At 71.6% G+C, this 23,965-nt stretch carries 22 protein-coding genes; 13 read left to right on the top strand and 9 right to left on the bottom strand.

Going from position 1 to position 23,965, the window contains the following annotated elements:
• Positions 1-57 precede the first annotated feature (57 nt).
• The 11 genes from ACZ6SA_RS41910 to ACZ6SA_RS41860 all read left to right on the top strand — a co-directional run bounded on the left by ACZ6SA_RS41910 (position 58) and on the right by ACZ6SA_RS41860 (position 12,400).
• Complete coding sequence (locus ACZ6SA_RS41910) at positions 58-645, top strand: TetR/AcrR family transcriptional regulator (RefSeq protein ID WP_347649358.1); 588 nt, start codon at positions 58-60, stop codon at positions 643-645.
• A 371-nt stretch (positions 646-1,016) separates the two neighbouring features.
• Complete coding sequence (locus tag ACZ6SA_RS41905; protein ID WP_347649357.1) at positions 1,017-1,529, top strand: flavin reductase family protein; 513 nt, start codon at positions 1,017-1,019, stop codon at positions 1,527-1,529.
• A 106-nt stretch (positions 1,530-1,635) separates the two neighbouring features.
• Positions 1,636-2,955 carry an NtaA/DmoA family FMN-dependent monooxygenase gene (locus ACZ6SA_RS41900; RefSeq protein WP_465834598.1) on the top strand — a complete coding sequence of 440 codons (1,320 nt, stop codon included), beginning with the start codon at positions 1,636-1,638 and terminating at the stop codon, positions 2,953-2,955.
• Entirely contained in the window at positions 2,952-4,118 is a 1,167-nt protein-coding gene (locus ACZ6SA_RS41895; RefSeq protein WP_465834596.1) for an LLM class flavin-dependent oxidoreductase, read from the top strand. The genes ACZ6SA_RS41900 and ACZ6SA_RS41895 overlap by 4 nt, the downstream gene beginning before the upstream one ends.
• Positions 4,115-5,149, top strand: a complete 1,035-nt coding sequence (locus tag ACZ6SA_RS41890) for an LLM class flavin-dependent oxidoreductase (protein WP_465834594.1) — start codon at positions 4,115-4,117, stop codon at positions 5,147-5,149. Before ACZ6SA_RS41895 ends, ACZ6SA_RS41890 begins: the two co-directional genes overlap by 4 nt.
• Complete coding sequence (locus tag ACZ6SA_RS41885; protein WP_465834592.1) at positions 5,146-6,291, top strand: LLM class flavin-dependent oxidoreductase; 1,146 nt, start codon at positions 5,146-5,148, stop codon at positions 6,289-6,291. Before ACZ6SA_RS41890 ends, ACZ6SA_RS41885 begins: the two co-directional genes overlap by 4 nt.
• A complete protein-coding gene (locus ACZ6SA_RS41880) occupies positions 6,288-7,883 on the top strand; it encodes an ABC transporter substrate-binding protein (protein ID WP_465834590.1) in 1,596 nt (531 codons plus the stop codon). The genes ACZ6SA_RS41885 and ACZ6SA_RS41880 overlap by 4 nt, the downstream gene beginning before the upstream one ends.
• Positions 7,880-8,785, top strand: a complete 906-nt coding sequence (locus tag ACZ6SA_RS41875; RefSeq protein WP_465834588.1) for an ABC transporter permease — start codon at positions 7,880-7,882, stop codon at positions 8,783-8,785. The genes ACZ6SA_RS41880 and ACZ6SA_RS41875 overlap by 4 nt, the downstream gene beginning before the upstream one ends.
• A gap of 7 nt (positions 8,786-8,792) precedes the next feature.
• Positions 8,793-9,665, top strand: a complete 873-nt coding sequence (locus ACZ6SA_RS41870; RefSeq protein ID WP_465834586.1) for an ABC transporter permease — start codon at positions 8,793-8,795, stop codon at positions 9,663-9,665.
• The gene (locus ACZ6SA_RS41865) at positions 9,662-11,242 is read left to right on the top strand and encodes a dipeptide ABC transporter ATP-binding protein (protein WP_465834584.1); all 1,581 of its coding nucleotides are present in this window, start codon (positions 9,662-9,664) and stop codon (positions 11,240-11,242) included. Before ACZ6SA_RS41870 ends, ACZ6SA_RS41865 begins: the two co-directional genes overlap by 4 nt.
• A 153-nt stretch (positions 11,243-11,395) precedes the next feature.
• Positions 11,396-12,400 (top strand): MBL fold metallo-hydrolase, encoded by a 1,005-nt coding sequence (locus ACZ6SA_RS41860; protein WP_465834582.1) that lies wholly within the window; start codon positions 11,396-11,398, stop codon positions 12,398-12,400.
• Positions 12,401-12,442: 42 nt separating this feature from the next.
• Here ACZ6SA_RS41860 and ACZ6SA_RS41855 read toward each other — a convergent pair whose 3' ends face one another.
• The 4 genes from ACZ6SA_RS41855 to ACZ6SA_RS41840 form a co-directional block, all read right to left on the bottom strand.
• Entirely contained in the window at positions 12,443-13,291 is an 849-nt protein-coding gene (locus ACZ6SA_RS41855; RefSeq protein ID WP_465834580.1) for an oxidoreductase, read from the bottom strand.
• Positions 13,203-14,081 carry a nitroreductase gene (locus ACZ6SA_RS41850; RefSeq protein WP_465834578.1) on the bottom strand — a complete coding sequence of 293 codons (879 nt, stop codon included), beginning with the start codon at positions 14,079-14,081 and terminating at the stop codon, positions 13,203-13,205. Before ACZ6SA_RS41850 ends, ACZ6SA_RS41855 begins: the two co-directional genes overlap by 89 nt.
• A gap of 85 nt (positions 14,082-14,166) precedes the next feature.
• A complete protein-coding gene (locus ACZ6SA_RS41845) occupies positions 14,167-14,637 on the bottom strand; it encodes a MarR family winged helix-turn-helix transcriptional regulator (protein WP_465834576.1) in 471 nt (156 codons plus the stop codon).
• Positions 14,638-14,749: 112 nt separating this feature from the next.
• Positions 14,750-15,493 (bottom strand): SDR family oxidoreductase, encoded by a 744-nt coding sequence (locus ACZ6SA_RS41840; protein ID WP_347649349.1) that lies wholly within the window; start codon positions 15,491-15,493, stop codon positions 14,750-14,752.
• A gap of 131 nt (positions 15,494-15,624) precedes the next feature.
• Between ACZ6SA_RS41840 and ACZ6SA_RS41835 the strand changes: the two genes are divergently transcribed.
• Positions 15,625-16,551, top strand: a complete 927-nt coding sequence (locus ACZ6SA_RS41835) for an RNA polymerase sigma-70 factor (protein WP_347649348.1) — start codon at positions 15,625-15,627, stop codon at positions 16,549-16,551.
• Between the two features lie 88 nt (positions 16,552-16,639).
• Here ACZ6SA_RS41835 and ACZ6SA_RS41830 read toward each other — a convergent pair whose 3' ends face one another.
• The 3 genes from ACZ6SA_RS41830 to ACZ6SA_RS41820 all read right to left on the bottom strand — a co-directional run bounded on the left by ACZ6SA_RS41830 (position 16,640) and on the right by ACZ6SA_RS41820 (position 21,909).
• Positions 16,640-19,429 carry a heparinase II/III family protein gene (locus tag ACZ6SA_RS41830; RefSeq protein ID WP_465834573.1) on the bottom strand — a complete coding sequence of 930 codons (2,790 nt, stop codon included), beginning with the start codon at positions 19,427-19,429 and terminating at the stop codon, positions 16,640-16,642.
• A 93-nt stretch (positions 19,430-19,522) separates the two neighbouring features.
• Positions 19,523-20,332 carry an SAM-dependent methyltransferase gene (locus ACZ6SA_RS41825; protein ID WP_347649346.1) on the bottom strand — a complete coding sequence of 270 codons (810 nt, stop codon included), beginning with the start codon at positions 20,330-20,332 and terminating at the stop codon, positions 19,523-19,525.
• A gap of 182 nt (positions 20,333-20,514) precedes the next feature.
• Positions 20,515-21,909 carry an MFS transporter gene (locus tag ACZ6SA_RS41820; RefSeq protein ID WP_465834571.1) on the bottom strand — a complete coding sequence of 465 codons (1,395 nt, stop codon included), beginning with the start codon at positions 21,907-21,909 and terminating at the stop codon, positions 20,515-20,517.
• A gap of 88 nt (positions 21,910-21,997) precedes the next feature.
• Here ACZ6SA_RS41820 and ACZ6SA_RS41815 point away from each other — a divergent pair, with 88 nt between their 5' ends.
• Complete coding sequence (locus tag ACZ6SA_RS41815) at positions 21,998-22,675, top strand: TetR/AcrR family transcriptional regulator (RefSeq protein WP_465834569.1); 678 nt, start codon at positions 21,998-22,000, stop codon at positions 22,673-22,675.
• A gap of 64 nt (positions 22,676-22,739) precedes the next feature.
• Here the strand turns inward: ACZ6SA_RS41815 and ACZ6SA_RS41810 are convergent, their stop codons facing one another.
• Together ACZ6SA_RS41810 and ACZ6SA_RS41805 are read right to left on the bottom strand one after the other, a co-directional pair.
• Entirely contained in the window at positions 22,740-23,006 is a 267-nt protein-coding gene (locus ACZ6SA_RS41810) for a hypothetical protein (protein ID WP_465834567.1), read from the bottom strand.
• A gap of 28 nt (positions 23,007-23,034) precedes the next feature.
• The gene (locus ACZ6SA_RS41805; RefSeq protein WP_465834565.1) at positions 23,035-23,886 is read right to left on the bottom strand and encodes an alpha/beta hydrolase; all 852 of its coding nucleotides are present in this window, start codon (positions 23,884-23,886) and stop codon (positions 23,035-23,037) included.
• Between the last annotated feature and the right edge of the window lie 79 nt (positions 23,887-23,965).

Here is a 23,965-nt window from a genome sequence, read left to right as displayed (position 1 = left end):
TGTAAACGTATGTTTGCAAACGATCGTATGCATACGGGCGCTGATATTGTCAACGCCATGGACGACGACGGGACCTGGACGCCGGTGGCGCGCTTCAGCGAACGCTCGGCACCGACCCGGCGGGCGATCCTGGAGGCGGCGCGGGCCAGGTTCGCCAAGGACGGCTACGAGAAGACCACGATCAGGGGCATCGCGGCCGACGCCGGGGTGACCGCCGCGATGGTGGTGCGCTACTACGGCAGCAAGGCCGACCTGTTCGCGCTGACCACGCAGGCCGGCTTCGCCGCGCTCGACCTGACCGGCGTGCCGCGCGGGGAGATCGGCCGCCGCTTCGCCCGCGCCGCGCTGGAGCCGTGGGAGCGCGGCGGCAACGAGGCCATGGCCGCGCTGCACCGCGCCGCGATGACCCGCGACGACGCCGCCGAGGCCGTGCAGCGGCTGGTCGACCGCCAGGTGCTACCCGCACTGAAGGCCGCCAGGCCCGACGACCCGGCCATCGAGGTGAAGGCGGGCCTGGTGCACGGGCAGGGCCTCGGCGTGATCGTCGGCCGCTACCTGCTCCGCCTGGAGCCGCTGGCCTCCATGGACTTCGAGGACCTCGTCGCCGCGGTCGGCGACAACGTGCAGCGCTACCTCGACGCTTAGGGGCGTACCGGGATTTCCGGCAAAACTAGTAGGAAATGTTGACTTATCCGGAATGTCGGCTTAGCGTCATCAACATGAGGCAGGATCCCCTCCTGACCAAGCGCTCCCACGTGGACTTCGGCCACGTCGCCAGCGCCCAGTGTCGTTGATCACGGATATGTAGCCGCGGGCCCCGCCGCCCGCCTTCTTCGTGCCGCCGGCGTGGCCGACGACGCCCACGCCCTCGCCGACCATGACGACCCCGCGCCCCGGACCGACCGCCGGGGCGCCGCGTGAGCATGCCTTCTCCCCGTGAGGAACCCTCTCGTGATCAATCCATCGCCGACATCAGGCCACCCCAGCGACCGCGCGTACCGGACGGAGCCACTCGCATGACCGACACCCTGCCCGACCGCGCCCTGGCCGCCGACCGGTTCCGGCAGGCGCTCGCCGTGCACGCCGCCGGCGTCGTGATCATCACCGCGCAGAACGGCGGTGTCCCCGCCGGGCTCACCGCCACCTCCTTCTCCTCCGTCAGCCTCGACCCGCCCCTGGTCTCCTTCTACGTGGACCGCTCCTCCACCACCTGGCCGCAGCTCGGCGCCGCCGACCACTTCGCGGTCAACATCCTGGCCAGCGACCAGGCCGGCCTGGCCGCCCGGTTCGCCCGCAAGAACATCGACCGTTTCGCCGCCCCCACCCGCTGGCGGCCGGGACCGCTGGGCGCCCCGCTGCTGCACGACGTCTCCGCACACCTCATCTGCCTGCCCTACGAGCGGGTCGAGGTCGGCGACCATCTCCTGGTCGTCGGCCTGGTCGCGGAGGCCGGCGTGCGGCACGCGGGCCGCCCGCTCCTCTACCACCAGGGCCGCTTCGGCCGCTTCCTGGCCCACCCCGACTCCTGAACCCGGAGCTGCTCGTGTCCACACCCACACCGGCCACGGAACCGTACGCGACTCCTGCCGACGCCGGGCCCGGCCGCCGCGGCGACGTCCAGCACGGGCGCGGCCGATGAGCCGCAGGCGCATCCACCTGGCGGCTCATTTCCCCGGCGTGAACAACACCACCGTCTGGGCCGACCCGCGCTCCGGCAGTCAGATCGACTTCGCCTCGTTCGCCCACCTGGCCCGGACGGCCGAGCGCGGCAAGCTCGACTTCTTCTTTCTCGCCGAAGGGCTGCGGCTGCGCGAGCTCAAGGGCCGCATCCACGACCTCGACGTGGTGGGCAGGCCCGAGTCGCTCACCGTGCTCAGCGCCCTGGCCGCGGTGACGGACCGGCTCGGCCTGGCCGGCACCGTGAACGCCACCTTCAACGAGCCGTACGAGCTGGCCCGGCGGCTGTCCACGCTCGACCATCTGAGCGAGGGCCGGGCCGCGTGGAACGTGGTGACCACGTCCGACGCGTTCACCGGCGAGAACTTCCGGCGCGGCGGCTATCTCGACCGGGCCGACCGGTACCGGCGGGCCGAGGAGTTCGTGAGCCTGGCACGAGAGTTGTGGGACTCGTGGCGGCCGGACGCGCTCGCCGCCGACCCGGACACGGGCACGTTCGTCCGGCCCGGCGCCATCGGGACGGTCGAGCACCGGGGGCCGTCCTTCACGGTCGGCGGCCGGTTCACGCTGCCCCGCAGCCCGCAGGGCCGCCCGGTCATCATCCAGGCCGGCGACTCGGGCGAGGGGCGCGAATTCGCCGCGGCCCACGCCGATGTGATCTTCTCCCCGCACGGGCGGCTGGAGGACGGCAAGCGGTTCTACGCCGACGTCAAGAGCCGTCTGGCCAGGTACGGCCGGGAGCCGCACCAGCTCAAGATCATGCCTGGGGTGACGTTCGCGCTGGGAGACACCGAGGAGGAGGCCGCGGAGAACGCGGCTCGCATCCGCCGCCAGCAGGTCGGGCCGCAGACGGCGATCGCGTTCCTGGAGCAGGTGTGGGGTCGTGACATGTCGGCCTACGACCCAGAAGGTCCGCTGCCGGACGTCGAGCCGGACCTGTCAGAGGGCGTCTCGCAGGGACGGGTGCCGATCAAGGACCGCGCCGCCGTGGCCGCCAAGTGGCGGGCCCTGGCAGGGGAGAAGGGCCTGACGATCCGGGAACTCGTCATCGAGGTGACCGGACGCCAGACGTTCGTCGGCACCCCCGAGAGCGTGGCCCGGCAGATCGACGAGCACGTGCAGGCGGACGCCGCCGACGGGTTCATCCTCGTCCCGCACCTGACGCCCGGCGGGCTGGACGAGTTCGTGGACCGGGTGGTGCCGCTGTTGCAGGAACGGGGCGCTTTCCGCGCCGACTACACCGGTTCCACCCTGCGAGAACACCTGGAGCTCACATGACGCTGCACCTGGCCGTGGCGCTCGACGCCGGAGGCTGGCACCCCGCCGCCTGGCGCGAGACGCCGGCGGACGTCTTCTCGGCGCGCCACTGGGCGGGGCTCGTGGCCGAGGCCGAACGGGGGCTGCTCGACTTCGTGACCATCGAGGACGCGCTCGGCCTGCAGTCCACGCTGCCCGACGGCCAGGACGAGCGGACCGACCAGGTGCGCGGGCGGTTCGACGCGGTGCTGCTCGCGGCCCGGCTGGCGCCGCTGACCAGCCGGATCGGGCTGGTGCCGACGGCCACGACCACGCACACCGAGCCGTTCCACGTGGCCATCGGCATCGCCACGCTCGACCACGTCAGCGGTGGCCGCGCGGGGTGGCGGCCGCAGATCTCCGCCCGCGCCTCTGAGGCGCGCCACTTCGGCCGCCGGGACTTCCCGGCTCTCGACCTGGTGCTGAACCGGCCCGGCGGCGTCGACCTGTCCGCCGACCCGCACGTGCGCGACCTGTTCGCCGAGGCCGCCGACGCCGTGGAGGTGGCGCGGCGGCTCTGGGACAGCTGGGAGGACGACGCCGAGATCCGCGACGTGGCCACCGGCCGCTTCATCGACCGGGACAAGCTCCATCCCATCGACTTCGCCGGGCGGTTCTTCTCGGTGAAGGGCCCGTCGATCACGCCGCGCCCGCCGCAGGGCCGGCCGGTGGTGACCGCGCTCGCGCACGCGAGCCTGCCGTACGCGTTCGCCGCGAGCTCCGCCGACGTCGTGTACGTCACGCCGCACTCGGCCGATCAGGCCCGTGCCGTCGTCGAGGAGGTCAGGTCGTTGTCCGGCGAGCTGAAGATCTTCGCCGACCTGGTCGTCTTCCTGGGCGAGCGCGCGGCCCGGCGCAAGGCGCGCCTCGACGAGCTGGACGGGGCCGAGCTCACCTCCGACGCCGCCGTCTTCACCGGCACCGCGGCGGAGCTGGCCGACACGCTGCTGGAGTGGCGGCGGGCCGGGATCCAGGGATTCCGGCTGCGGCCCGGCGCGATCCCGTACGACCTGGAGCAGATCGCGCGCGGGCTGACCGCCGAGCTGCGCGGGCGCGGCGCCTTCCGGCACGCGTACGAGGCCGCCACGCTCCGGGGGCTGCTCGGCCTGCCTCGCCCGGCCAGCCGCTACGCGGAGGTGTCATGAAATTTCTGGCCATCACGTTGATCACGCACACCGACGACCGATCGCCCACCGAACGTTTCCGCGAGGTCGTCGAGAACGCCGTCATGGCCGAGGAACTCGGCTTCGACGGGTTCGGCGTGGGCGAACGGCACGAGCGGCCGTTCATCTCCTCCTCGCCGCCGGTCGTGCTCGGCCACATCGCGGCGAAGACGTCCAGGATCCGGCTGTTCACCGCGGTCACCACGCTCAGCCTGCTCGACCCGGTGCGGGCGTACGAGGACTACGCCACCCTCGACCACCTGTCGGAAGGCCGCCTCGAGCTGATCGTCGGAAAGGGCAACGGGGCCGCGCAGGCCCAGCTGTTCGACGTCACGGCCGAGGACCAGTGGGAGCGCAACCGGGAGTCGTACGAGCTGTTCCGCCGCCTCTGGCGGGAGGACAGGGTCACCTGGGAGGGCCGCTTCCGGCCGCCGCTGACCGACGCCGAGACCTGGCCGCGCCCGCTGCAGCGGCCGATCAGGGTCTGGCACGGCAGCGCCACCAGCAAGCAGTCGGTGGAGCTGGCCGCGCGCCACGGCGACCCGCTGTTCTCCGCCAACGTCACCAACCCCATCGACCCCTACGCCGAGCTGATCGACCACTACCGCGAGCGCTGGGCGCAGCACGGCCACGACCCGGCGGACGCGCTGGTCGGCGCCGGGACCGCGGGCTACTACGCCGCCAGGACCTCGCAGGAGGCCATCGCCACCTACCGGCCGATCTTCGAGGCCCGCGTGGCGTTCCAGCGCCGGCTCGGGCTGCCGATCGTCTTCCCCACCCTGGAGGACGCCATCGAGCGCAGCTCCATCCTGGTCGGCAGCCCGCAGCAGATCGTCGACAAGGTGCTGCGCTATCACAAGTGCTTCGGCCACGAGGTCATGCACCTGCACGCCGACGCGGACGGGCTCACCGCGAAGCAGCACCGGGACGCGATGGAGTTGTTCCAGGCCGAGATCGCGCCCGTGCTGCGCGCGGAGATTCCCAGCAGACCGTTCCCCGGAGGTGCCGCGTGACGTTGTCCATTCTCGATCTCGCCCCGATCGTTTCGGGAGGAACGGCGTCCGACGCGCTGCGCAACACCCTCGACCTCGCCCGGCGGGCCGAGGCGTACGGCTACCGCCGCTACTGGCTGGCCGAGCACCACTTCGCGCCCGGCGTCGCGAGCTCCGCCCCGGCCGTGCTGACCGCGCTTGTGGCGGCGGCGACCTCCACGATCCGGGTGGGGTCGGGAGCCGTGCAACTCGGGCACCAGACGCCCCTTTCGGTGGTCGAGCAGTTCGGACTGATCGACGCGCTCCATCCGGGCCGGATCGACCTCGGCATCGGCCGGTCCGGGCAGCGCCGCGCCGAACCCGCCACCGAGCCCGCCACCGAGCCCGCCACCGAGTCCGCCACCGAGTCCGCCACCGAGCCCGCCACCAAGGCCGGGCCTCCGGCGCGGGCGGACGCCAGGAACGTGGACGGGCTGCTGATCCCGCCGCCCTTCGACTTCTCGCGCCTCGCCGGGCATCCCCACCTGGTCCACCACGCCACGCTGCTCCAGCAGCCCGGCGCCCGGACGCCCGACTTCGCCGACCAGATCGACGACGTGCTCGCCTTCGTCAACGGCACCCACGAGGCGCGCGCCGTCCCCGGCGAGGGCGCCGGCGTGCAGGTGTGGATCCTCGGCAGCAGCGGCGGGCAGAGCGCCCAGGTCGCGGGGGAGCGGGGGCTGCCGTTCGCCGCCAACTACCACGTCAGCCCGTCCAACGTGCTGGAGGCCGTCGACGCCTACCGAAGCGCTTTCAAACCGCCGGGCGAGCCGTACGTGATCGTCTCGGCGGACGTGGTCGTCGCCGACGACGAGTCCGCGGCCCGCGCGGCGGCCAAGGGCTACGACCTCTGGGTCCGCAGCATCAGGACGGGGGCCGGCGCGGTGGAGTACCCCACGGCCGCGCAGGCCGACGCCCACGTCTGGACCGACGCCGACCGGGAGCTGGTCAAGGACCGCGTCGACACCCGGTTCGTCGGCTCGCCCGAGCAGGTCGTGGAGCGGCTGCGCGTGCTGCGCCGCGTGACAGGGGCAGACGAGCTGCTCATCACCACCATCACCCACGATCACGCCGACCGCGTGCGCTCGTACGAGCTGCTCGCCGAAGCCTGGGACCGCCCGTGAAGCGCCTCGCCCCCGCCCTCCTGCTGGCCGTCGCCGCGTGCGGCGCCCAGCCCGCCCAGACCGCCCGGACCATCACGCTGACCTGGGCCATCGAGACCCAGCCGATCACGTTGAACCCGCAGTTGTGGTCGCAGAACAAGGTACGGCTGCTGGTGTTCAACCAGTTCGACGCGCTGCTGTCGAAGGCCGAGGACGGATCGTTCGGTCCGTGGCTGGCCACGGCGTGGAAGGTGTCGGACGACGGCCTGACCTACACGCTCGACCTGCGCGACGACGTCACGTTCCACGACGGCGTGAAGTTCGACGCCGCAGCGGTCAAGGCCAACCTCGAGCAGTTCCTGGTGCCCGGCTACAACCCGTCGGTGGCCGCGATCCAGCTCGCGGCCTTCGACAGGGCCGAGGTCGTCTCCCCCTACCAGGTGAAGATCACCCTGAAGGAGCCGGACGCGCTGTTCCTCGACTTCCTCTCCTCTCCGTACGCCGGGCAGGTCTCGCCGAAGTCGCTGAAGAGTGCCGGGGACCTCAAATTCGGCGGGCCCGACCTGGTCGGCACCGGGCCGTTCATCCTCGACCGGTACGTCCAGGGCCAGGAGATCCACTACCGCCGCAACCCCGCCTACGCGTGGCCGCCCGCCGGAGCCGACCACCAGGGCCCCGCCCACCTGTCCGAGATCACCTACCGGTTCCTGCCCGAGGCCGCGGTCAGGGTCGGCGCGCTCACCTCCGGCCAGGTGCACGTCATCGAGGGCGTCCCGGCCACGGAGGTCGCCCTCATCGAGAAGGACCCGGCGCTCACCCTGCGGACGGCGCTCAACTCCGGCACCGCCTACTCCTACTACTTCAACACCTCCCACGCCCCCTTCGACGACCAGCGGGTACGCGAGGCGTTCCGCGAGGCCGTGGACGTCGACGCGGTGCTGCGATCCGTCTACCGGGACACCGCCACCAGGGCGTGGAGCGTCGTCGGCAGGCGCAGCCCCTTCTACGACGCGACGCTGGAGAAGACCTTCGGCGGCGACGTCGCCAGGGCCAACGCCCTGCTCGACGCGGCCGGCTGGAAGGAGCGCGACGCCGAGGGGTTCCGGGTCAAGGACGGCAGGCGGCTCACTGTGCGCGAGGTCGCCTCGGCGCCGTACGTGCGCGACCGCCGCGACGTCCTCTCCCAAGCCGTCCAGGCCCAGGTCAAGCAGAACGCCGGCATCGACTTCCAGGTCAGGATCGTGGACCAGGGCAGCGCGCAGAAGGCTCTGGACGACAACGCGTACGAGCTGTTCGGCAACTCGCGCGGCGACTCCGACGCAGGCGCCGCGCTCAACCTCATCCTGCCGGAGAAGGCGGCCATCAACCGCACCCACTTCGCCGCCCCCGACGTGGACACGTGGCTCGCCACCGCCTCGGACACCTCCGACCAGGCCGAACGCCGGGAGCTCTACGCCAAGGTGCAGCGGGCGGCGGTGGCGGAGCACGCCATCGTGTTCCCGCTGTACGTGCCGGCCGACCAGATCGCCGCGCGGAAGAGCGTCCAGGGCCTCGGCTTCGACCCGGCCTCCGGCACCCCGGCCGGCGCGTACGACGTGCGGATCGGCACATGATCAAGCGACTCGGCACCGGGCTGGCGGTGCTCTGGGCCGCCGCCACCGCTTCCTACGTGGCGCTGCTGCTGGCGCCTGGCGACACGGTGGACATCCTGGTCGGCGACGGCCCGGACACGCCGGAGATCAGGGCCCGGATCGTCGCGGAGTGGGGGCTCGACCGGCCGGAGGTCGTACAGTACCTGTCCTACCTGTGGCGGCTGCTCCACGGCGACCTCGGCCGCTCGTACCAGCTGCAGCGGGGCGTCGGCGAGATCCTGGCGACCCAGATCGGGCCGACCGCGCAGCTCACGCTCGCGGCGGCGGCCACCGGCGTGACCCTGGCGGTCGTCATCGCGATCGTCACGGCCGGTCGCGGGCGGTGGCTGCGCGGCGCGGCGTCGGCGGCCGAACTGGTGTCGGTGTCCGTGCCGCCGTTCCTCATCGGGATCGTGTTGTTGTCGGTGTTCTCGTTCACGCTCGGCTGGTTCCCGGTCTCGGGGGCGCAGGGGCCCTCCGCGCTGGTGCTGCCGGCGCTCGCGCTCGGCCTGCCCCTCGCGGGCGTGCTCGGCCAGGTGCTGCGCGGCGGGCTGGAGCGGGCGCTGGAACAGCCGTTCGCGGTGACGGCCAGGGCGCGCGGGCTCACCGAACGCGCTCTGGTCGCCCGGCACGCGCTGCGCCACGCGCTCATCCCGGCCGTGACGCTGGCCGGGTGGTTCACCGGGGCGCTGCTGGGCGGCACGGTGATCACCGAGGTGCTGTTCGGGCGGCCAGGGCTCGGCCAGGTGGCCATGCAGGCCGTGACCGGCAGGGACATGCCCGTGGTCATGGCCGTCGTGCTGCTGTCGGCCGTCGTGTACGTCACCGCCAGCACGCTGCTCGACCTGGCCTACCGGGCCATCGACCCGCGGATCAGGGGCTGATCCGGCGATGCGCGTGCTCGCCCGCGGCCGGTCCGGGTCCGCGGGCCGTCTCGCCCGCGGCCCCTCGTCGTCCCGTGCTCCCGAGGCCGCCGCGATCGTTCCCGTCGCCTTCCTTGCCCTGCTGGCGGTCGCCGTCGCCGCGCCCGGCCTGCTGACCGCCGCCGATCCGCTGGCCGCCGACCCGGTGAACGCGCTCGCACCGCCGGGCGGCGACCACTGGTTCGGCAGCGACCACCTCGGCCGTGACGTGCTGTCCAGGGTCGTGTCCGGCGCCCGCCACTCCCTCAGCATCGGCGTGGCCGCCACCGTCGCGGCCGTCACGTCGGGCGTGCTGCTCGGCCTGGCCGCCGGGCTGTCGCCGAAATGGCTGGACGAGGCCCTGGCCCGCTCGTTCGACGTGCTGTCCACGCTGCCCGAGCTGCTGCTCGCCCTCCTCGTCGTGGCGATCACCGGCCCCGGCACGGGCAACGTCATCGTCGCCATCGCCATCGCCCAGATCCCCAACTACGCCCGGGTGATCCGCGCCCAGACCTTCGTCGTCCGCCACTCGGGCTACGTGGAGCAGGCCGTCACGTTCGGCCGCTCCCGCCTGGCGATCAACGCCGGGCACGTGCTGCCGAACGTGCTCGGCCCGATCCCCGTGCTGGCCACGATCGGCCTCGGCCAGGCCGTCATCGCCAGCTCGGGCCTCAGCTTCCTCGGCATGGGGCCGCAGCCGCCCGCAGCGGAGTGGGGGGCGATGCTCAGCGAGGCCCGCAACTACCTGCGGGTGGCCTGGTGGGAGGCGTTCTTCCCCGGCCTGGCGATCACGCTCACCGTCGTCTGCCTGACCGTCGCAGGACGCCGCCTGCAACGCCACTTCGAGGGGAGGACCCCATGACCTCGCTGGTGACCGTGGAGGACCTGCACGTGAGCTTCGCCGGTACCGAAGTCGTGCACGGCGTCTCGCTGTCGGTGGCCCCTGGCGAGTGCGTGGCGATCGTCGGCGAGTCCGGCTCGGGCAAGAGCGTCACCGCACGTACGCTGCTGGGCCTGGCCGGTCCGGGCTCGAAGGTGCGGGCGGCGGCGTTCCGCGTCGGCGGCCGGGCCGCCCTCGCCTTCGCCCCCGCTGACTGGCGGCGGTTGCGCGGCGGGTTCGCCGGCCTCGTCCTGCAGGACGCGCTGGTCTCGCTCGACCCGCTGCGCACCGTGGGCGCGGAGATCGCCGAGGTGCTCGCCGTCCACGACGTGGTGCCCCGCGCCCGCCGCCCGGAGCGGGTGCTGGAGTTGCTGGACGAGGTGGGCGTGCCGGAACCGGCGGTCCGCGCCGGGCAACCTCCGCACCAGCTCTCCGGCGGGCTCCGCCAGCGGGCGCTGATCGCCTCCGCCATCGCCGCGGACCCCGAGCTGATCATCGCCGACGAGCCGACCACCGCGCTCGACGTCACCGTCCAGGCCCAGATCCTGCGGCTGCTCGCCGAGCGCAAGGCCGCGGGGACCGCGCTGCTGCTGATCAGCCACGACCTGGCCGTGGTCGCCTCGATCGCCGACCGCATCCTCGTCATGAAGGACGGCCAGATCGTGGAGGCGGGGCCCGCACGCGAGGTGCTGGCCGCGCCCGCGCACGACTACACCCACGCGCTGCTGGCCGCCGTGCCGTCCGCCGCCTCGCGCGGCACCCGCCTCACCACCGGCGTCCCGCGCGAGCGCACCACTCCTGACCTGTCCGCCCCCGTCCTCGCCGGGGCCGGGCTGTTCCGCTCGTACGGCCCGCGCCGCGTCGTGGACGACGTCTCCTTCACCCTGCACGGCGGCGAGACGCTCGGCGTCGTGGGGGAGTCGGGATCGGGCAAGACCACGCTCGCCCGGCTCGCCCTCGGCCTGCTCGAACCCGACGACGGCCAGGTCACCCTCCACGGGCGGCCATGGAGCCGCCAGCGCGAACGCGCCCGCCGTCCCCTGCGCCCCCGCATCCAGCTCGTCTCCCAGAACCCGCTCGACTCCTTCGACCCTCGCCACACCGTCGGCCGCCTGGTCGCAGAGCCCCTGCGCCTGCCCAGGGCCGAACGCCACGCGCGGGTCCTCGACCTGCTGTCCCGCGTCGGCCTGCCGCCAGGGACCGCCGCCCGGCACCCGCGCGAGTTGTCCGGCGGGCAGCGCCAGCGCGCCGCCATCGCGCGTGCCCTCGGCCCCCGCCCCGACGTGCTGGTCTGCGACGAGCCGGTCTCCGCGCTCGACGTCTCCGTCCAGGCCCAGGTCCTCGACCTGCTCGCCGACCTCCAGGCCGAGTACGGCACCGCCATGGTGTTCATCTCCCACGATCTGGGCGTCGTCCGCCACGTCGCCGACCGCGTGCTGGTCATGAAGGACGGCCGGATCGTCGAGGAGGGCGACACCGAGGCGGTCTTCACGCGGCCCGGCCACCCGTACACGCGGGCACTCGTGGCCTCGGTGCCCCGGATGGAGTTCTCCAGCTAGCTAGTACGGCCGTCCGGCGTGCTCGTCGCCCGGTACGCCGGAGCGGGTGCCTGGAGACCTCTCGATTCTCGGTTGTAAATCAATCGATCGTTTGCTTAATATCGAGGGGTACGCCACCGGTCCGCGGTGGCCACGAGGACAGGAGTCCCGTTCATGTCCGAGCTCTCCCACCACCTGCTCGACCGCGAGACCAAGGAACGCCCGCCGGACTACTACGGCCCCAACCTCAGCCCGGTCGGCCTGGAATTCCGGGCGCGGGAACTGGGCGCGGGCGTGCACGCGCTCATGGCCACCGTCCCGCCCAAGGACAACAACGGCGTCGTCGCCGGCACGAAGGCGTCGCTGATCATCGACTCCGGCGTGACCCCGGCGGTCGGCGCGCAGGTCCAGCGCGCGGCGAAAGAGGTGACCGGCCGGCCGCTGCGCTACCTCGCCAACACGACCTACCACGGCGACCACACGTTCGGGAACATCGCCTTTCCCGACGACGTGACCGTGATCACCTCGCGGGAGAACCGCGACAACATGCACGACCTGGCCTACGAGAAGGAGATGCGCTCCAAGAACATGTACGGCGCCGAGGCCGAGTTCGACGCCTTCACCACCTGGCGGCTGCCGGACGTCGTCTTCGACACCCACGCCGAGATCGACCTGGGCGGCACCACCGTCGAGCTGCACCGTTTCGGTCCCGGCAACGGCCCCGGCGACACGATCGTCTACGTCCCATCGGCGCGTACCGCCTGGACCGGCAACTACCTGTGCGCGGCCGGATCGGCGCACATGATGTTGCAGGGCGGTCCCGTGCCCTACATCCAGGGGTTGCGCGCGTTGAAGGCGGGCCTGCCCGAGCTGGAGACCATCGTCCCCGGCCACGGCCCGATCGGCGACGGGCCGCAGGCGATCGACGCGCTGCTCGCCTACCTCGAACGCCTCCAGGACGAGGTGAGCACCGCCCACCAGGCAGGCGTCCCGATCGACGAGGTCTACGCCCGCTGCACCGACCCGTGGGCCGGCGGGCTGGACCCGGAGTTCGCGGCCAGGCTCGACGCCTACCCCAGCCCTCCGGCGCCCCCGCACGCGGACTTCCTCGGCCTGTGCCGCCAGCTCCACCGCATCTGCGTGATGATGACCTACCGCATCTGCGAGAAGGTCTCCTGACGACGGGGAGCTCCCGCCTTCCGCGCGCGCCCGTCCTGGGCGTCAGGTGAGGTCGGCGAGGTCCTCCTCGGTGAGGGTGATGGCTCGGGCGGCGAGGTTGGCTTCCAGGTGGGCCACCGAGCCGGTGCCGGGGATGGCCAGAATCGCGGGGGACCTGGCCAGGAGCCAGGCGAGGGCGATCTGGTGGACGGTGGCGTTGTGGCGTCCGGCGACCTTGGCCACGGCGGAGTGATCGATCTCGGTCTTTCCACCCCCGAGAGGGAAGAAGGGGACGAAAGCGATGCCGGCCTGGGCGCAGGTGTCCAGGAGGGCCGCGTCGTCGCGGCCGGCGATGTTGAAGTGGTTCTGGACGGCTGCGACGGGAGCGATCGCGCGGGCCTCGGCGAGGTGGTGGGCGTCGACGTTGCTGACGCCCAGGTGGCGGATCAGGCCTTCTTCGCGCAGGGCGGCGAGCGTCTCGAAGCGTTCGGCGAGCGATTCGCCGTGGGGCGTTGTCGTGGTGCCGATGCGGAGGTAGACCAGGTCGAGGCGGTCGAGGCCGAGACTCCGCAGGTCGGCCTCCACCTGAGGCCGCAGATCGGCGGAGCTGCCCTCGCCGAGACCGCCGGGACCGGGTACGGGGCCCACTTTGGTGGCGATGACGAGGTCGTCCGGGTAGGGGGCGAGGGCTTCGCGGATCAGGGTGTTGGCGTGTACGGAGCCGTCCTGGCTGCGGTAGAAGCCGGCCGTGTCGATGTGGTCGACGCCGAGTTCGACGGCGCGGCGCAGGACGGCGCGGCCGGTCCCGGGATCGCGGGCCGGCTCACCCGGACGGGACTGGGGCAGGCGCATGACGCCGAGGCCGAGCCGCCCGACCGTCAGGTCGCCGCCGAGCAGGAAGTGGCCGGTCATCTCTCTCCAAGTGGTGTGATGGGATTTGCCCGGGCAGGCCGGGCCGGCCTCGGAGCGGCTCGCCGCAGCGGATGTGCGCTGCCCTGAGCTGCTCGTACGCGCGGATCGGCCGTGGCGGCGCGCTGGAGCCCCCGACGAACGTGACCGTCTCCTCGATCGGCGCGCGGCCCGTGCGGACGTGATCGACCGTGACGTCCTCGAAGCCGATGGAGACGCCGCAGAAGAGGATGAGCCCGTCCGGAGGGTGCAGGACCTCCGCGACGGTCTCGCGATAGACCGACCAGGCCATCTGCGGGCAACTGTGCAGCCCTTCGGCCCGGAGCAGCAGCATGACGGTCTGCAGGTACATGCCGACGTCGGCCCATTGCGGCCGGCCCATGTCGCGGTCGATGTAGCAGAACAGGGCGGCGGGCGCGCCGAAGCAGTCCCAGTTCTCGGCCGCGGCCCGCTGGCGCGCCTCCCAGTCGTCGCGTCCGATCCCGAGCGCGCCGTAGCGTTCGCGGCCGAAGGCGGATCGGCGCTCGCGGTAGGGGGACTTCAGTGCGGGAGGGTACATCTCGTACTCCCGCTCGTCCCAGGGGTCGCCGGCGGCCAGACGCTCGCCGGCGCGCCTCTTGATCTCGGCCAGTGGCTCGCCGGTCACCACGTAGACGTGCCAGGGCTGGAGGTTCGACCCGGACGGCGCCCAGGCGGCGGCTGACAACACGCGCCTGAGCGCCTCCATCGGGACGGGCTGGTCGGTGAAGCCGCGCACCGCCCGCCGGCTCGTGACGGTTTCGTAGACATCCATGATCGCCGCTCCCTCGGCTCTCTTGGTTACATCTACGATTGTATCAAACGATACAGTCTCATTCAATACGATATGCGGGCGGTGCTCACGTGCCCCCGGGATAGGCGATCCGGGTCAGCAACTCCTTCAACTGCTCGGCCTCGCCGGGCTCCAGATGGGCGACCAGCCGCTCGGCCTGCGGCTCCGCCGCCACGTGGGCGGCGTCGAACAGCTCGACGCCCTGCGGGGTGATCTCCACCGCCCGCACCCGCCGGTCGCCGGGAACCGCCCTGCGCACGGCCAGCCCTTTGCGCTCCAGGTCGTCCACGACCCGCATGATTCCGGCCTTGTCCGAGCCTGTCGCCGCCGCCAGGTCGCGCTGAACCGTGGGCCCGCGGTTCATCAGCACGATCAGCACGGCGAAGTGCCGCAACTCGATGCCGAGCGGCCGGAGCGCCTCCGCCATCACCGTGCCGGCCCGCCAGTGCGCCTGGCGCAGGAGCAGGCCGAGGGCGAAGGGTGAGGTGTCGCCGGGGCGGTCGGTCGCGCGCGGGGTATCGGGAACATCGGCGGTCATGGCGACAGGCTACCGAATATCGTTGCGTCTGAAACTTTCTCGGATGAATCACGAATCCGGGGGAACGCTCAGCCGCCGGCGCCTTCCGCCCGCCCGCGCCGGCGCGCCGCCCTCACCAGGCCACAGGGCCGAGACGATCGACGAAGATCCCGGTCGGCCCGTCGGGCCCGACCGTCGCGAGCCTGACGATCGAGTCGGTGCCCTCGGTGACCGTCAGCTCGCCGGTGTGACGGTTCATGTCGGTCGCGGCGAACTTGCGGTTGGCCACCTCTCCGGGAGTGGCGACGTTGAACTTGATCTGCGGGAGCGCCTGGGCGTACCGGACGGTGATCATGTTCAGTGCCGCCTTCGACGAGCTGTAGGCGAGCTCGTGCATCTTCGACACGGGCTGCTCCGGGTCCGTCACGACCCCGAAGGAACCGCCGCCGCTGGACACCATCACCACCCGCGGATGGTCCGCCGCCCTCAGCAAGGGGAGGAACGCGTGCGTGACCCTGACCGGTCCGTACACGTTGGTGTCGTAGACGGAATGAATCTCCTCGGCTGTCGCGTCCGCCGGCGCGATGATCCTTCCCGGCGCGCCGGCGTTGTTGATCAGCACGTCCAGCCGGTCGGTGTGCTTCCTGACGAGCCGTACGGCGTCGTCCACCGACGTGTCCGAGGTCACGTCCAGCGGAACCATGACCACGTTCGCGCCACCGGCGGTGAGCCTGGCGGCGGCCTCCCGTCCCCGCCCTTCGTCACGCGAGCCGAGAAAGACCGTCCAGCCCCGCTCGCCGAGCCGCCGGGCCGCTTCGAAACCGAGTCCCTTGTTGCCTCCGGTGATCAACACCGAGGTCCCTTCCGTGTTCGTCATGCCCTCTGGGACGATGTAGCCCGCGCGGCTGTGACACTGGTGAGCGGCCCCACGCTGCGATGTCACAGATCGGGCCGGCCCTCTCGTCTCATGTACGAGGCCCCACGCCGAAGCCGAGCACGAAGTGGATCATGATGACGCGAGAGCAGGAATTCGAGGAGCTGCGACCGCTGCTGTTCTCGATCTCTTACCGGATCCTGGGCAGCGTGACCGAGGCCGAGGACGCCGTCCAGGAGACCTGGCTGCGCTTCGCGACCTCCTCGTCGCAGCCGCGATCCACCAAGGCGTTCCTGTCGGCGACGGTCACCAGGCTCTCGATCGACGTCCTGCGTTCCGCCCGCGTCCGCCGGGAGGAGTACGTCGGGCCGTGGGTCCCGGAACCGCTGCTCGCCGACCCCTACGACGACCCGGAACGCTCCGCGGAACTGGCCGACTCGGTGTCGATGGCGGCGCTGCTCCTGCTGGAGCGGCTCAGCCCGCTCGAACGAGCCGTCTTCGTGCTCAGGGACGTGTTCAGGTTCGAGTTCGCGGAGGTCGCCTCGGCGGTGGGCCGTTCTGAGGCGGCCTGCCGGCAGCTCGTGTCGCGGGCACGCCGTCACATGCAGGAGGGGCAGCCCCGGTTCGAGGCCGACCGGAGGAAGCGCGAGGAGCTCGCCGGACGTTTCTTCGACGCGCTCAAGGAAGGGGACGTCGACCGGTTGCGCGAGCTGCTCGCCGCCGACGTTCAGCTGGTCAACGACGGCGGCGGCAAGGTCGGTGGGCCGCGCCGCGTCACCGGCACGGACAAGGTCATCAGGGTGCTGGCCGCCGCCGTGCCGTCGTTCATCACCCAGATCGGCGCCGTGGTGGAGCCGCGCGAGGTCAACGGCCAGCCGGGCGCGATCGTCCGCGACCGCGACGGCAGGATCATCACCGCCTGGGCCCTCGACATCCTCGACGAACGCATCCAGACCATCCGCTCGTTGGTCAATCCAGACAAGCTCGGGCACCTGGGCCCTGTCGCGGACACCGGCGCGATCGTCCGCGAACAGAAGCAGGCCCGCCGGCGCCCCACATGACCTCGCCCGTCCGGCGACCCTGGCGGGCAGCACCAGTCCGAGCTCGTGGCCGCCATGACGGCGGCCACGAGGGAAGTGCGGTGGCTGATCAGGCTGCCGCCGCCGCGTAGATGAGCCGGCCGTCCCGGTGGAAGGGCACCGGCGTGCCGTTCAGCACGACCTCGGCGGCGTCCGGTGCGGCGATCGCGATGGCCCTCGCCGGATCGACGCTCGCCGTCAGTCCGCTGCCGTCGACGCGTACGGTGCCGTCCGCGCCGACCCACACGGCCAGGTCCTTCACCGGCTCCGGCGACGTGACGAGGCTCTCGCCGTCACGTTCGATCGACGTGCCGTCGACCATCACGATCGACCGGCCCGCGGTGCCGGTGTGGGCGTAGAGCAGCTTCCCGTCGAAGGTGTACGACCCGAACGAGCGCGATGCCGGCGTCGTCCATGACTTGTAGTAGACCGCGTCGCCCCGCTCGCCGAGCCCCAGGCCCAGCGCGGTCGCCTGGTGCGTCGGGGTGGAGCCGACCGGGATGCGCTCCACCGCCACGGAGGGGTCCGCCGCTCCCCGGGACGGCAGCAGGAGGGTGTCGAAGGTCGTCCTGCCCGCGGCCGTCTTGACATAGGACGCGTATCTCGCGTCCTCCACCCGGTACATGGCCGGGGCGTAGGAGCCGTCCCTCAACGAGGCGGAGAGCTTGCCCGGGTCGGCGGGCACGACGCTGATGTTCGCGCCGTCGCCGAAGGCCGTGGCCGCCGCCTTCTGCCCGGACCTGAGCGAGGGGTTCGCCTCCGAGGCGAAGTGCCAGTTCTGCTCGTAGCGGTGCGCCGCGCCGTCCGAGGGCTTCAACCGGTCGGAGACCACCCACAGGCCCGACGGCAGCGACAGGACCGACCGTTCGTGCAGCGCCCCCTCGGAAGCCTCGGTGTGCGCGCCGATCAGGTCGAAGGCAGGGTTGGAGATCCAGTGGGTGATCGCCCCGGCGGCCTTCGAGTCCTGCGCCTGGTCGTCGATCTCGATGGTGTTGTGTGCCTCCGTGCTCTTCCGCAGCCACTGCGCGCGCGGGTCCGAGCTGTAGTTGAACGTCCCCATGTCGGGCAGCAGCGGCCTGCCGTACGCGTAGGCGGTGATCGCCAGCTCGTCAGCATGGCTGTGGTTGCCGCGATCCGCGTTGAGCCGCAGGTAGGAATCCTCGGCCGCCCAGCCGGACCTGGACACCGCCACGCGGGTGTCGGGATACAGCGACGAGGTGTGCGCGGGCTCCCGCCCCGAGGCTCCGGAGGTGCCGACATGGATCAGCTCCTCGTCGCCGAGCAGCTCTCCCAGCCTTCTGAGGGTCGAGCGCTGGTCCTTGGGCTCGCTGTCGCCGTACACAGGGCCGTAGCCGTTCGGGAAGGTCTGGTCCATGAGGAACCGGGCCAGCTTGCGGAGCCTGGCCCTGGTCGTGCTGCTGAACTCCATCCCGTGCTCCCGCATGAACAGGGCGGTGTCCACGTACTGGGAGGCGTAGGCGCGGGCGTAGCCGTCCGTCGCCTCCCAGTAGCCCCCGTCGGGATGGGTGGAGTCGTGGAGCTGTCCCTCCAGAGAGGCGACCGCGTTGGCGCGCCACTTCGGCGCCCTGAAGAACTCCGGGAAGTACACGGCGGTGTGCAGCAGCGCGACCTTCTGGGTCTGCTTCCAGTTGGGGGCGCCCTGCTCGCTCTCCTCGAGGTGCACACCGGATCTGTTCAGTGCCCTGAGGATCTCGGTGTTGGCCTCGGGCGTCAGCGACGGGCTCGTGCGCAGGATCTCGTACGCCGCGATCCAGTTCTGCACGCGGCGCGCCACGGACAGGCTGTTCGGGTACGATCCCGCCCCCTCGTCGGAATCGTAGGCGTCGGCGTCCTTGACGAAGTCGGTCATCAGGCCGATGAGTGCCTTCGCGTGCTTCTCGTCACCGGTCTCCCGGTAGGCCACCGCCAACGGCCCGGCGAAGAAGAAGCGGGGCAGCTGCACCAGATATTCCTTGTCGGCCCCCGCCGGCTGCTTCCAGTCGAAACCTCCCGGGTCGCCCTGCCAGGAGTAGGTGTACTGCACGGTGTTGGACCAGGTGCGGGAGGCCTCGGTGAAGGTGTCGCCGTTGCCGTACAGCATGACGTCCTTCTTCGCGTCGGCCGAGCCGGTCAGCGACAGCTCCGCTTTCGTCACCTCGGGCAGGCCGGCGAGGTCGAACTGCAGGTACGCCTTGCGCGTCGCCGCGCTGAACGGGCCCGTGCCCTGGTCGCTGACCTGCATCAGGTACTTGTCGCCGTACGCGGTGTCGGGGTTGCCCGCCCAGATGTAGGTGTCGTGCGACGGGTGGAGGGTCTTCACCGAGCCGTCGGCCAGCGTCAGGCGCAGCGTGGGCTTGCCCGACCCCTTCGACTTGCTGTTGAAGCGCGCGACGACCGCGTCCTTGTACCGGCTCATCAGGAAGAACCCGGTTCTCCCGCCGGTGACGCTGCCCGTCACGTCGGCCGTGACCGTCGTCTCCTCAGGGCCGACCGTCAGCGTCGTGATGTAGGTTTCGCCGGTGTCCAGCGTCCAGATGTGGTCGGGTGTCAACTCCAGGACACCCGGCCAGGCGGTGTGCGAGAAGCGGCCCGCCGACGCGGCCGGACGCGCGCGGTAGTAGTCGAGCAACCTCCGCTTGGCCAGGGCGTAGTCGCCGGCCTTGACGGCGCTCTGCACGCTCTCGAGGCCCGCGTGGGCGTAGGAGAACCGCGGCCCCACTTCCCAGGCGCCGTCGCTCCACCTGCCGAAGAACTCCACATCCGAAAGGGAGTCCGCGGCGGCCGGCGGACCCAGCACGAGCAGCGGAGCGGCCAGAGCCAACGCGGCTGACGTCCTCGTCCATAATCTGTTGAGAGACACGCCGCCAAAAGTAGGAGCACCCGGTATGGCGCGGGTATGCCGGTGAGCTGAGCTTGGCCCCTTCCTCGTCGCCCGATGAAGGACGGGCGGTGGCTACGCCTTGCGGACGACCCCGCACCACTGGTCGACCTCGACCGGCAGGCTGCCGTCCCACTCCGGCTCGGGACGCCACCGCGAGCAGGAGACCCAGCCCGGCTCCACCATGTCGTAGCCCGAGAAGAACTCGGCGATCCGCTCAGGGGTGCGCAGCTTCAGCTTCGGCTGGGCGTCGATGTTCCACACGCGCACCGCCTCGGCCGTGGTCTCGCCGTTGACCGCCGTGGTGGTGTTGGCCACCGCCACGTAGCTCCCGGACGGCACCGCGGCCATCAGCTCGTCGATGATGCGCTGCAGCTCGTCGTCGTCGTTGATGAAGTGCATGATGCCCAGCAGCATGATCGCCACCGGCTGGGAGAAGTCCAGCGTCTTGGCCGCTTCGCGCAGGATGAAGGACGGGTCACGCGCGTCGGCGTCGATGTAGGAGGTGGCGCCCTCCTCCGAACTGGTCAACAGGGCTCGCGCGTGCACCAGCACCAGCGGATCGTTGTCGACGTACACGACCCGCGTCTCGGGAGCGATCTCCTGCGCGACCTCGTGCGTGTTGTCCTGGGTGGGCAGCCCGGTGCCGATGTCGAGGAACTGCCGGATGCCCGCCTCGGCGGTCAGGAAGCGTACGGCCCGCCCCAGGAACAGCCGGTCGGCCTGCGCGAGCTCGACCACCACCGGGAAGATCTTCTTGACCCGGTCACCGACCTCCCGATCCACGGGGAAATGGTCCTTGCCGCCCAACCAGTAGTTCCAGATCCGTGCCGTGTGGGGCACGTGCGGCTGGAGTTTGTGTTCACTCAGGCTCTCGTCAGCCATGATCAATCCTTCTACAGGCGAGAAATGCCGAGGCCCAGTCTAGGCGGATTTCGGATCTTCGCGCGTGTCCGGGAGCGCGCTCAGCAGCGCCCGTGACGCCCAGAGGGCGGCGGCGCGCTGCGCGACGGCACGGACCTGACGGGCGGCACTCCTGGTTGAGCGCCCCGCGCCTCCGCGGACGGTCACCTCGCACGGCCGAGCGGCTGATCGATCTCGTCGCGCGGGAGGCGGGCGAGCGTGACGGCCAGTACGGCGACCCCCATGGGGACGACGCCCGCCACCAGGAAGATCCACTGGTTTCCCCAGGCGGCCGCCGCCGGCCCGGCCAGGGCCATCGACAGGGGAGCCGTGCTGAGCGAGACGAAGAAGTCGAGGCTGGAGACCCGGCCGAGCATGGCGGCCGGCACCCGGCGTTGCAGGAGCGTCCCCCAGATGACCATCGCGCCGGAGGTCAGGGTGCCGTGGACGAAGAGCGCGGCCATCATGATCCACAGCTGGTCGGTCGACCCGAGAGCCAGGAGCGGAAGGCAGCCCGCGGCCCAGGCCAGCAGCATGACCGACAGGTAGCGGCGGGGGAGGGGCAGCGCGGACATCGCGAGCGAGCCGACCACCCCGCCGAGACCTCGGAAGGCGAGGGCGAGAGCGAACTCCTGCGGCCCGCCCATTCCCTGGTCGCGGACGACGAACGGCAGCAGGACCTGGACAGGCCCGTTGGTGAGCAGGACGAACGTGACGGCGAACGCGAGCGTCGCGATGAGCCACGGCGTCGAGAGAAGGTAGGCGAACCCGGTGCGGAGGTCGCCCGCCGCCGACCGGACGTGACCACCTGCGCGCGCCAGGCGGGAGGTCTTCCCCGGCCCGGGTCCGGCGGCCGCGCGTGTCTCGGGTTCGGTGGTCGCGCGCGCCTCCGGTCCGCGCCCGGTCGTCGTGCGCGGCTCGAAACGGCGCATGCCGATCGCGCACGCCGCGGCGAGGAGATGCGCGCCGGCGATTCCCGCCAGGGCCATGCTCGGTGCGAAGAGGCTGATCAGCGCGCTGGCGGCGGCGGGCCCGGCCACGTGCATCAGCGTCGGCCTCAACATGCTCTCGATCCCGTTGGCCGCGAGCAGATCGTCCTCGGCGACCGCGGCGGGAACGAGCGCCGAGTAGGCGGGATAGAAGAACCCGTCCGCGATCCCGAGGACCGCGGCGACCGCGATGAGCTGCGCCGGGGTGAGCAGGCCCATGAAGCCGGTGACCGTGGCCGAGCCGATGGCCACCGCCTTGGCGATCTGGGTCATCAGGATGATGCGCCGCCGGGACGCTCGGTCGGCGACGACACCTCCCAGCAGGGCCGTACCGACCAGTCCGATGCCGCTCGCGGCGGCGATCAGGGAGAGCTCTGCCGGGCCGGCCCCCAAAGCGATCACCTGCCACGCCACCGTGACCGCCCACATGCCGCTGCCGGCCAGGCTCAGGGCGAGCGACGTCGCGAGGAGCCGGTAGTGACCCGTGCGGAACGGCCGGAGGGGCCGGGGCAGCCGGCCGCGCCGGGGCGCCGGCTCGCTGTCCTCGATGTCCGATGTGCCGGTGGCCATGGGTGCCTCCTTCAGATGCGGAGCGATTCGCTCCGCACTGAACCATAGACGCGGAGCGAATCACTCCGCAAATGGGTAGACTGCCGCCATGACACGTACGCGTTCATGGCGCAGCGAGGAGGTCGCCAGAAACGACCGGGCGCTGCTGAAAGCGGCCCGCGAGGTCCTGGCGGTGGACGGCGCCCACGCGTCGGTGGCGGCGATCGCGGCTCGGGCGGGCGTCGGAGTGGGCTCGCTCTACCGGCGCTACCGTACGAAACAGGAGCTGTTCCAGCGGTTGTGCCTGATCGCCCTGCGGGAATACCTCGACGCGGCGAACGAGGGCCTGGCCATGGGCGACCCGTGGGAGGGCCTGATCCACTACGCGATGGCGTCCATCCGGTCGGGCCCGGGATCGCTGGCGCCGGTCGCCGGCACCTTCGACGTCTCCGACGAGATGACCGAGCTGGCGGAGCGGGGCGATCGCGCGGTGGCCGAGCTCGTCGAACGCGCGCGCAGGGCCGGGGTGCTCCGCGCCGGGGTGACCGCGGTCGACCTCGAACTGCTCATCGAACAGCTCTCGAAGTCCCCCCTTCAGGAGCAGCTGCAGCGCCAGGGCCGGACGGAGCTGTACGACGCCGCGCTGAACGCGCGCGAGCGCATCGTCGCCATCGCGCTCGACGGCCTGCGGGCCGCACCGGCGGGGCCGCTGACAGGCCAGGCCCCTGGATACGAGCTGTTCACCATGAGATGGGCGCCGCCGGAGGGCGGGCGGCCCACCGAGTGACGGAGCCGGCGCCTCGAGCATCGCGTTGTCCAAGGATGCTCGGGGCGCCGGCTCGGTGCGCTGTTCAGCGCGCCGGTTCCTTGAAGCGGTCCGCGTGCTCGGCCACCCACTGGGCGAACGTGCGCGCCGGGCGGCCGAGCACGCGCTCGACGGTGTCGTCGACGGTCGTGGCGACCTCGTCGGGAGCGGCGTACCAGCCGACGACATAGTCGGCGTCCTCGCGGGACGCTCCGGTGGCCATCAGCCTCTCGACGGCCTGTTCATGCGTGATCGGGACGAGAACGATGTCGCGGCCGACCGCCCGGGACAACGCCGCGATCCGCTCGCGCATGGTCAGCCTCTCCGGTCCGGTGAGGTTGTCAAGAGCGTGTGGCGAGGCCGTGCAGGATGTCGACGACCTCCTGGGAGCGCGGCGCGAAGTGCGGGACGTCCACGGTGTGCACGTCGAAGGGGTTGCCGGGGGTGAGCCGGTCCGCCTCGGCGATCCACCGGTCCTGCAGCTCGGGGGGAAGGAACCGGTTCCGGGCGAAGCGGATGAAGGTGCGCGGCACCCGTCCCCACGTGTCCGGGTTCCCGCGCGCGTCGGTGACGACGAAGCTCGCGGGCTCGTCGGGCTGGAGCTGGTTCCGCAGGGCACGGACCTCGGCGTCGGATGAGGTGTGGGCGTTGAGCGCCTTGAAGGCCGCGTGTTGCCGGGGATCGTCGCGGGCCCAGTTGATCCTGATCACGCCGAGCCGCTCGATCATGTCGCGGAGGTCGACCAGCTCGCTGAAGATCCGGTGCTCCTCGGTCTCGATCGCGCCCGGGGTGTAGGCCGACATGCTCGGCAGGTCGGTGCAGCAGAACGCGCTGAGGTAGACGAGCCGGGCCAGCAGGTCCGGCACGCGGTTGGCGACCAGGTTGAGGACGACCCCGGCGGAGGCGTGGCCGGCCAGGATGACCGGGCCGTGGGCATGGGCCCGCCGGACGATGTCCTCGACGTGCGTCACGTAGTCGTCCGCGGTGATGGCGGCCGTCGGCGAGGGTTCGGCGGCGAAGGCCTCGAGGTCCTGCGAGAAGAAGGAACCGGGGATGTGGGCTTCGGTCCCGTGGCCGGGTAGGTCGACCGCCAGCGCGCGGTGCCCGCGCAGCGCCAGCTCCTGCGTCGTCCAGGCCCAGTAATGCGCCGATGCGTAGTTGCCGTGGATGAACACGAAGGTCGGCTGTGGCATCTTCTGGAGATTCCTTTCCGGTGGTGATCGGACTCCGGCCGGCCGGTGATCACGGGCCTCTCATGCTCGGCGATGGTAC

Source organism: Nonomuraea sp. NPDC049378 (assembly GCF_055586745.1).
The sequence above is the reverse complement of the archived record's forward strand: the minus strand, read 5'-3'. Positions and strand labels throughout refer to the sequence as shown.

Bases quoted from the DNA above. Each gene is read 5' to 3' on its own strand.
- ACZ6SA_RS41905 (WP_347649357.1), top strand. From the start codon at position 1,017: ATGACCGACACCCTGCCCGACCGCGCCCTGGCCGCCGACCGGTTCCGG.
- ACZ6SA_RS41860 (WP_465834582.1), top strand. From the start codon at position 11,396: ATGTCCGAGCTCTCCCACCACCTGCTCGACCGCGAGACCAAGGAACGC.
- ACZ6SA_RS41910 (WP_347649358.1), top strand. From the start codon at position 58: ATGGACGACGACGGGACCTGGACGCCGGTGGCGCGCTTCAGCGAACGC.
- ACZ6SA_RS41855 (WP_465834580.1), bottom strand. From the start codon at position 13,291: ATGACCGGCCACTTCCTGCTCGGCGGCGACCTGACGGTCGGGCGGCTC.
- ACZ6SA_RS41865 (WP_465834584.1), top strand. From the start codon at position 9,662: ATGACCTCGCTGGTGACCGTGGAGGACCTGCACGTGAGCTTCGCCGGT.
- ACZ6SA_RS41815 (WP_465834569.1), top strand. From the start codon at position 21,998: ATGACACGTACGCGTTCATGGCGCAGCGAGGAGGTCGCCAGAAACGAC.
- ACZ6SA_RS41870 (WP_465834586.1), top strand. From the start codon at position 8,793: ATGCGCGTGCTCGCCCGCGGCCGGTCCGGGTCCGCGGGCCGTCTCGCC.
- ACZ6SA_RS41845 (WP_465834576.1), bottom strand. From the start codon at position 14,637: ATGACCGCCGATGTTCCCGATACCCCGCGCGCGACCGACCGCCCCGGC.
- ACZ6SA_RS41875 (WP_465834588.1), top strand. From the start codon at position 7,880: ATGATCAAGCGACTCGGCACCGGGCTGGCGGTGCTCTGGGCCGCCGCC.
- ACZ6SA_RS41820 (WP_465834571.1), bottom strand. From the start codon at position 21,909: ATGGCCACCGGCACATCGGACATCGAGGACAGCGAGCCGGCGCCCCGG.
- ACZ6SA_RS41825 (WP_347649346.1), bottom strand. From the start codon at position 20,332: ATGGCTGACGAGAGCCTGAGTGAACACAAACTCCAGCCGCACGTGCCC.
- ACZ6SA_RS41900 (WP_465834598.1), top strand. From the start codon at position 1,636: ATGAGCCGCAGGCGCATCCACCTGGCGGCTCATTTCCCCGGCGTGAAC.
- ACZ6SA_RS41850 (WP_465834578.1), bottom strand. From the start codon at position 14,081: ATGGATGTCTACGAAACCGTCACGAGCCGGCGGGCGGTGCGCGGCTTC.
- ACZ6SA_RS41835 (WP_347649348.1), top strand. From the start codon at position 15,625: ATGATGACGCGAGAGCAGGAATTCGAGGAGCTGCGACCGCTGCTGTTC.
- ACZ6SA_RS41805 (WP_465834565.1), bottom strand. From the start codon at position 23,886: ATGCCACAGCCGACCTTCGTGTTCATCCACGGCAACTACGCATCGGCG.
- ACZ6SA_RS41840 (WP_347649349.1), bottom strand. From the start codon at position 15,493: ATGACGAACACGGAAGGGACCTCGGTGTTGATCACCGGAGGCAACAAG.
- ACZ6SA_RS41895 (WP_465834596.1), top strand. From the start codon at position 2,952: ATGACGCTGCACCTGGCCGTGGCGCTCGACGCCGGAGGCTGGCACCCC.
- ACZ6SA_RS41810 (WP_465834567.1), bottom strand. From the start codon at position 23,006: ATGCGCGAGCGGATCGCGGCGTTGTCCCGGGCGGTCGGCCGCGACATC.
- ACZ6SA_RS41890 (WP_465834594.1), top strand. From the start codon at position 4,115: ATGAAATTTCTGGCCATCACGTTGATCACGCACACCGACGACCGATCG.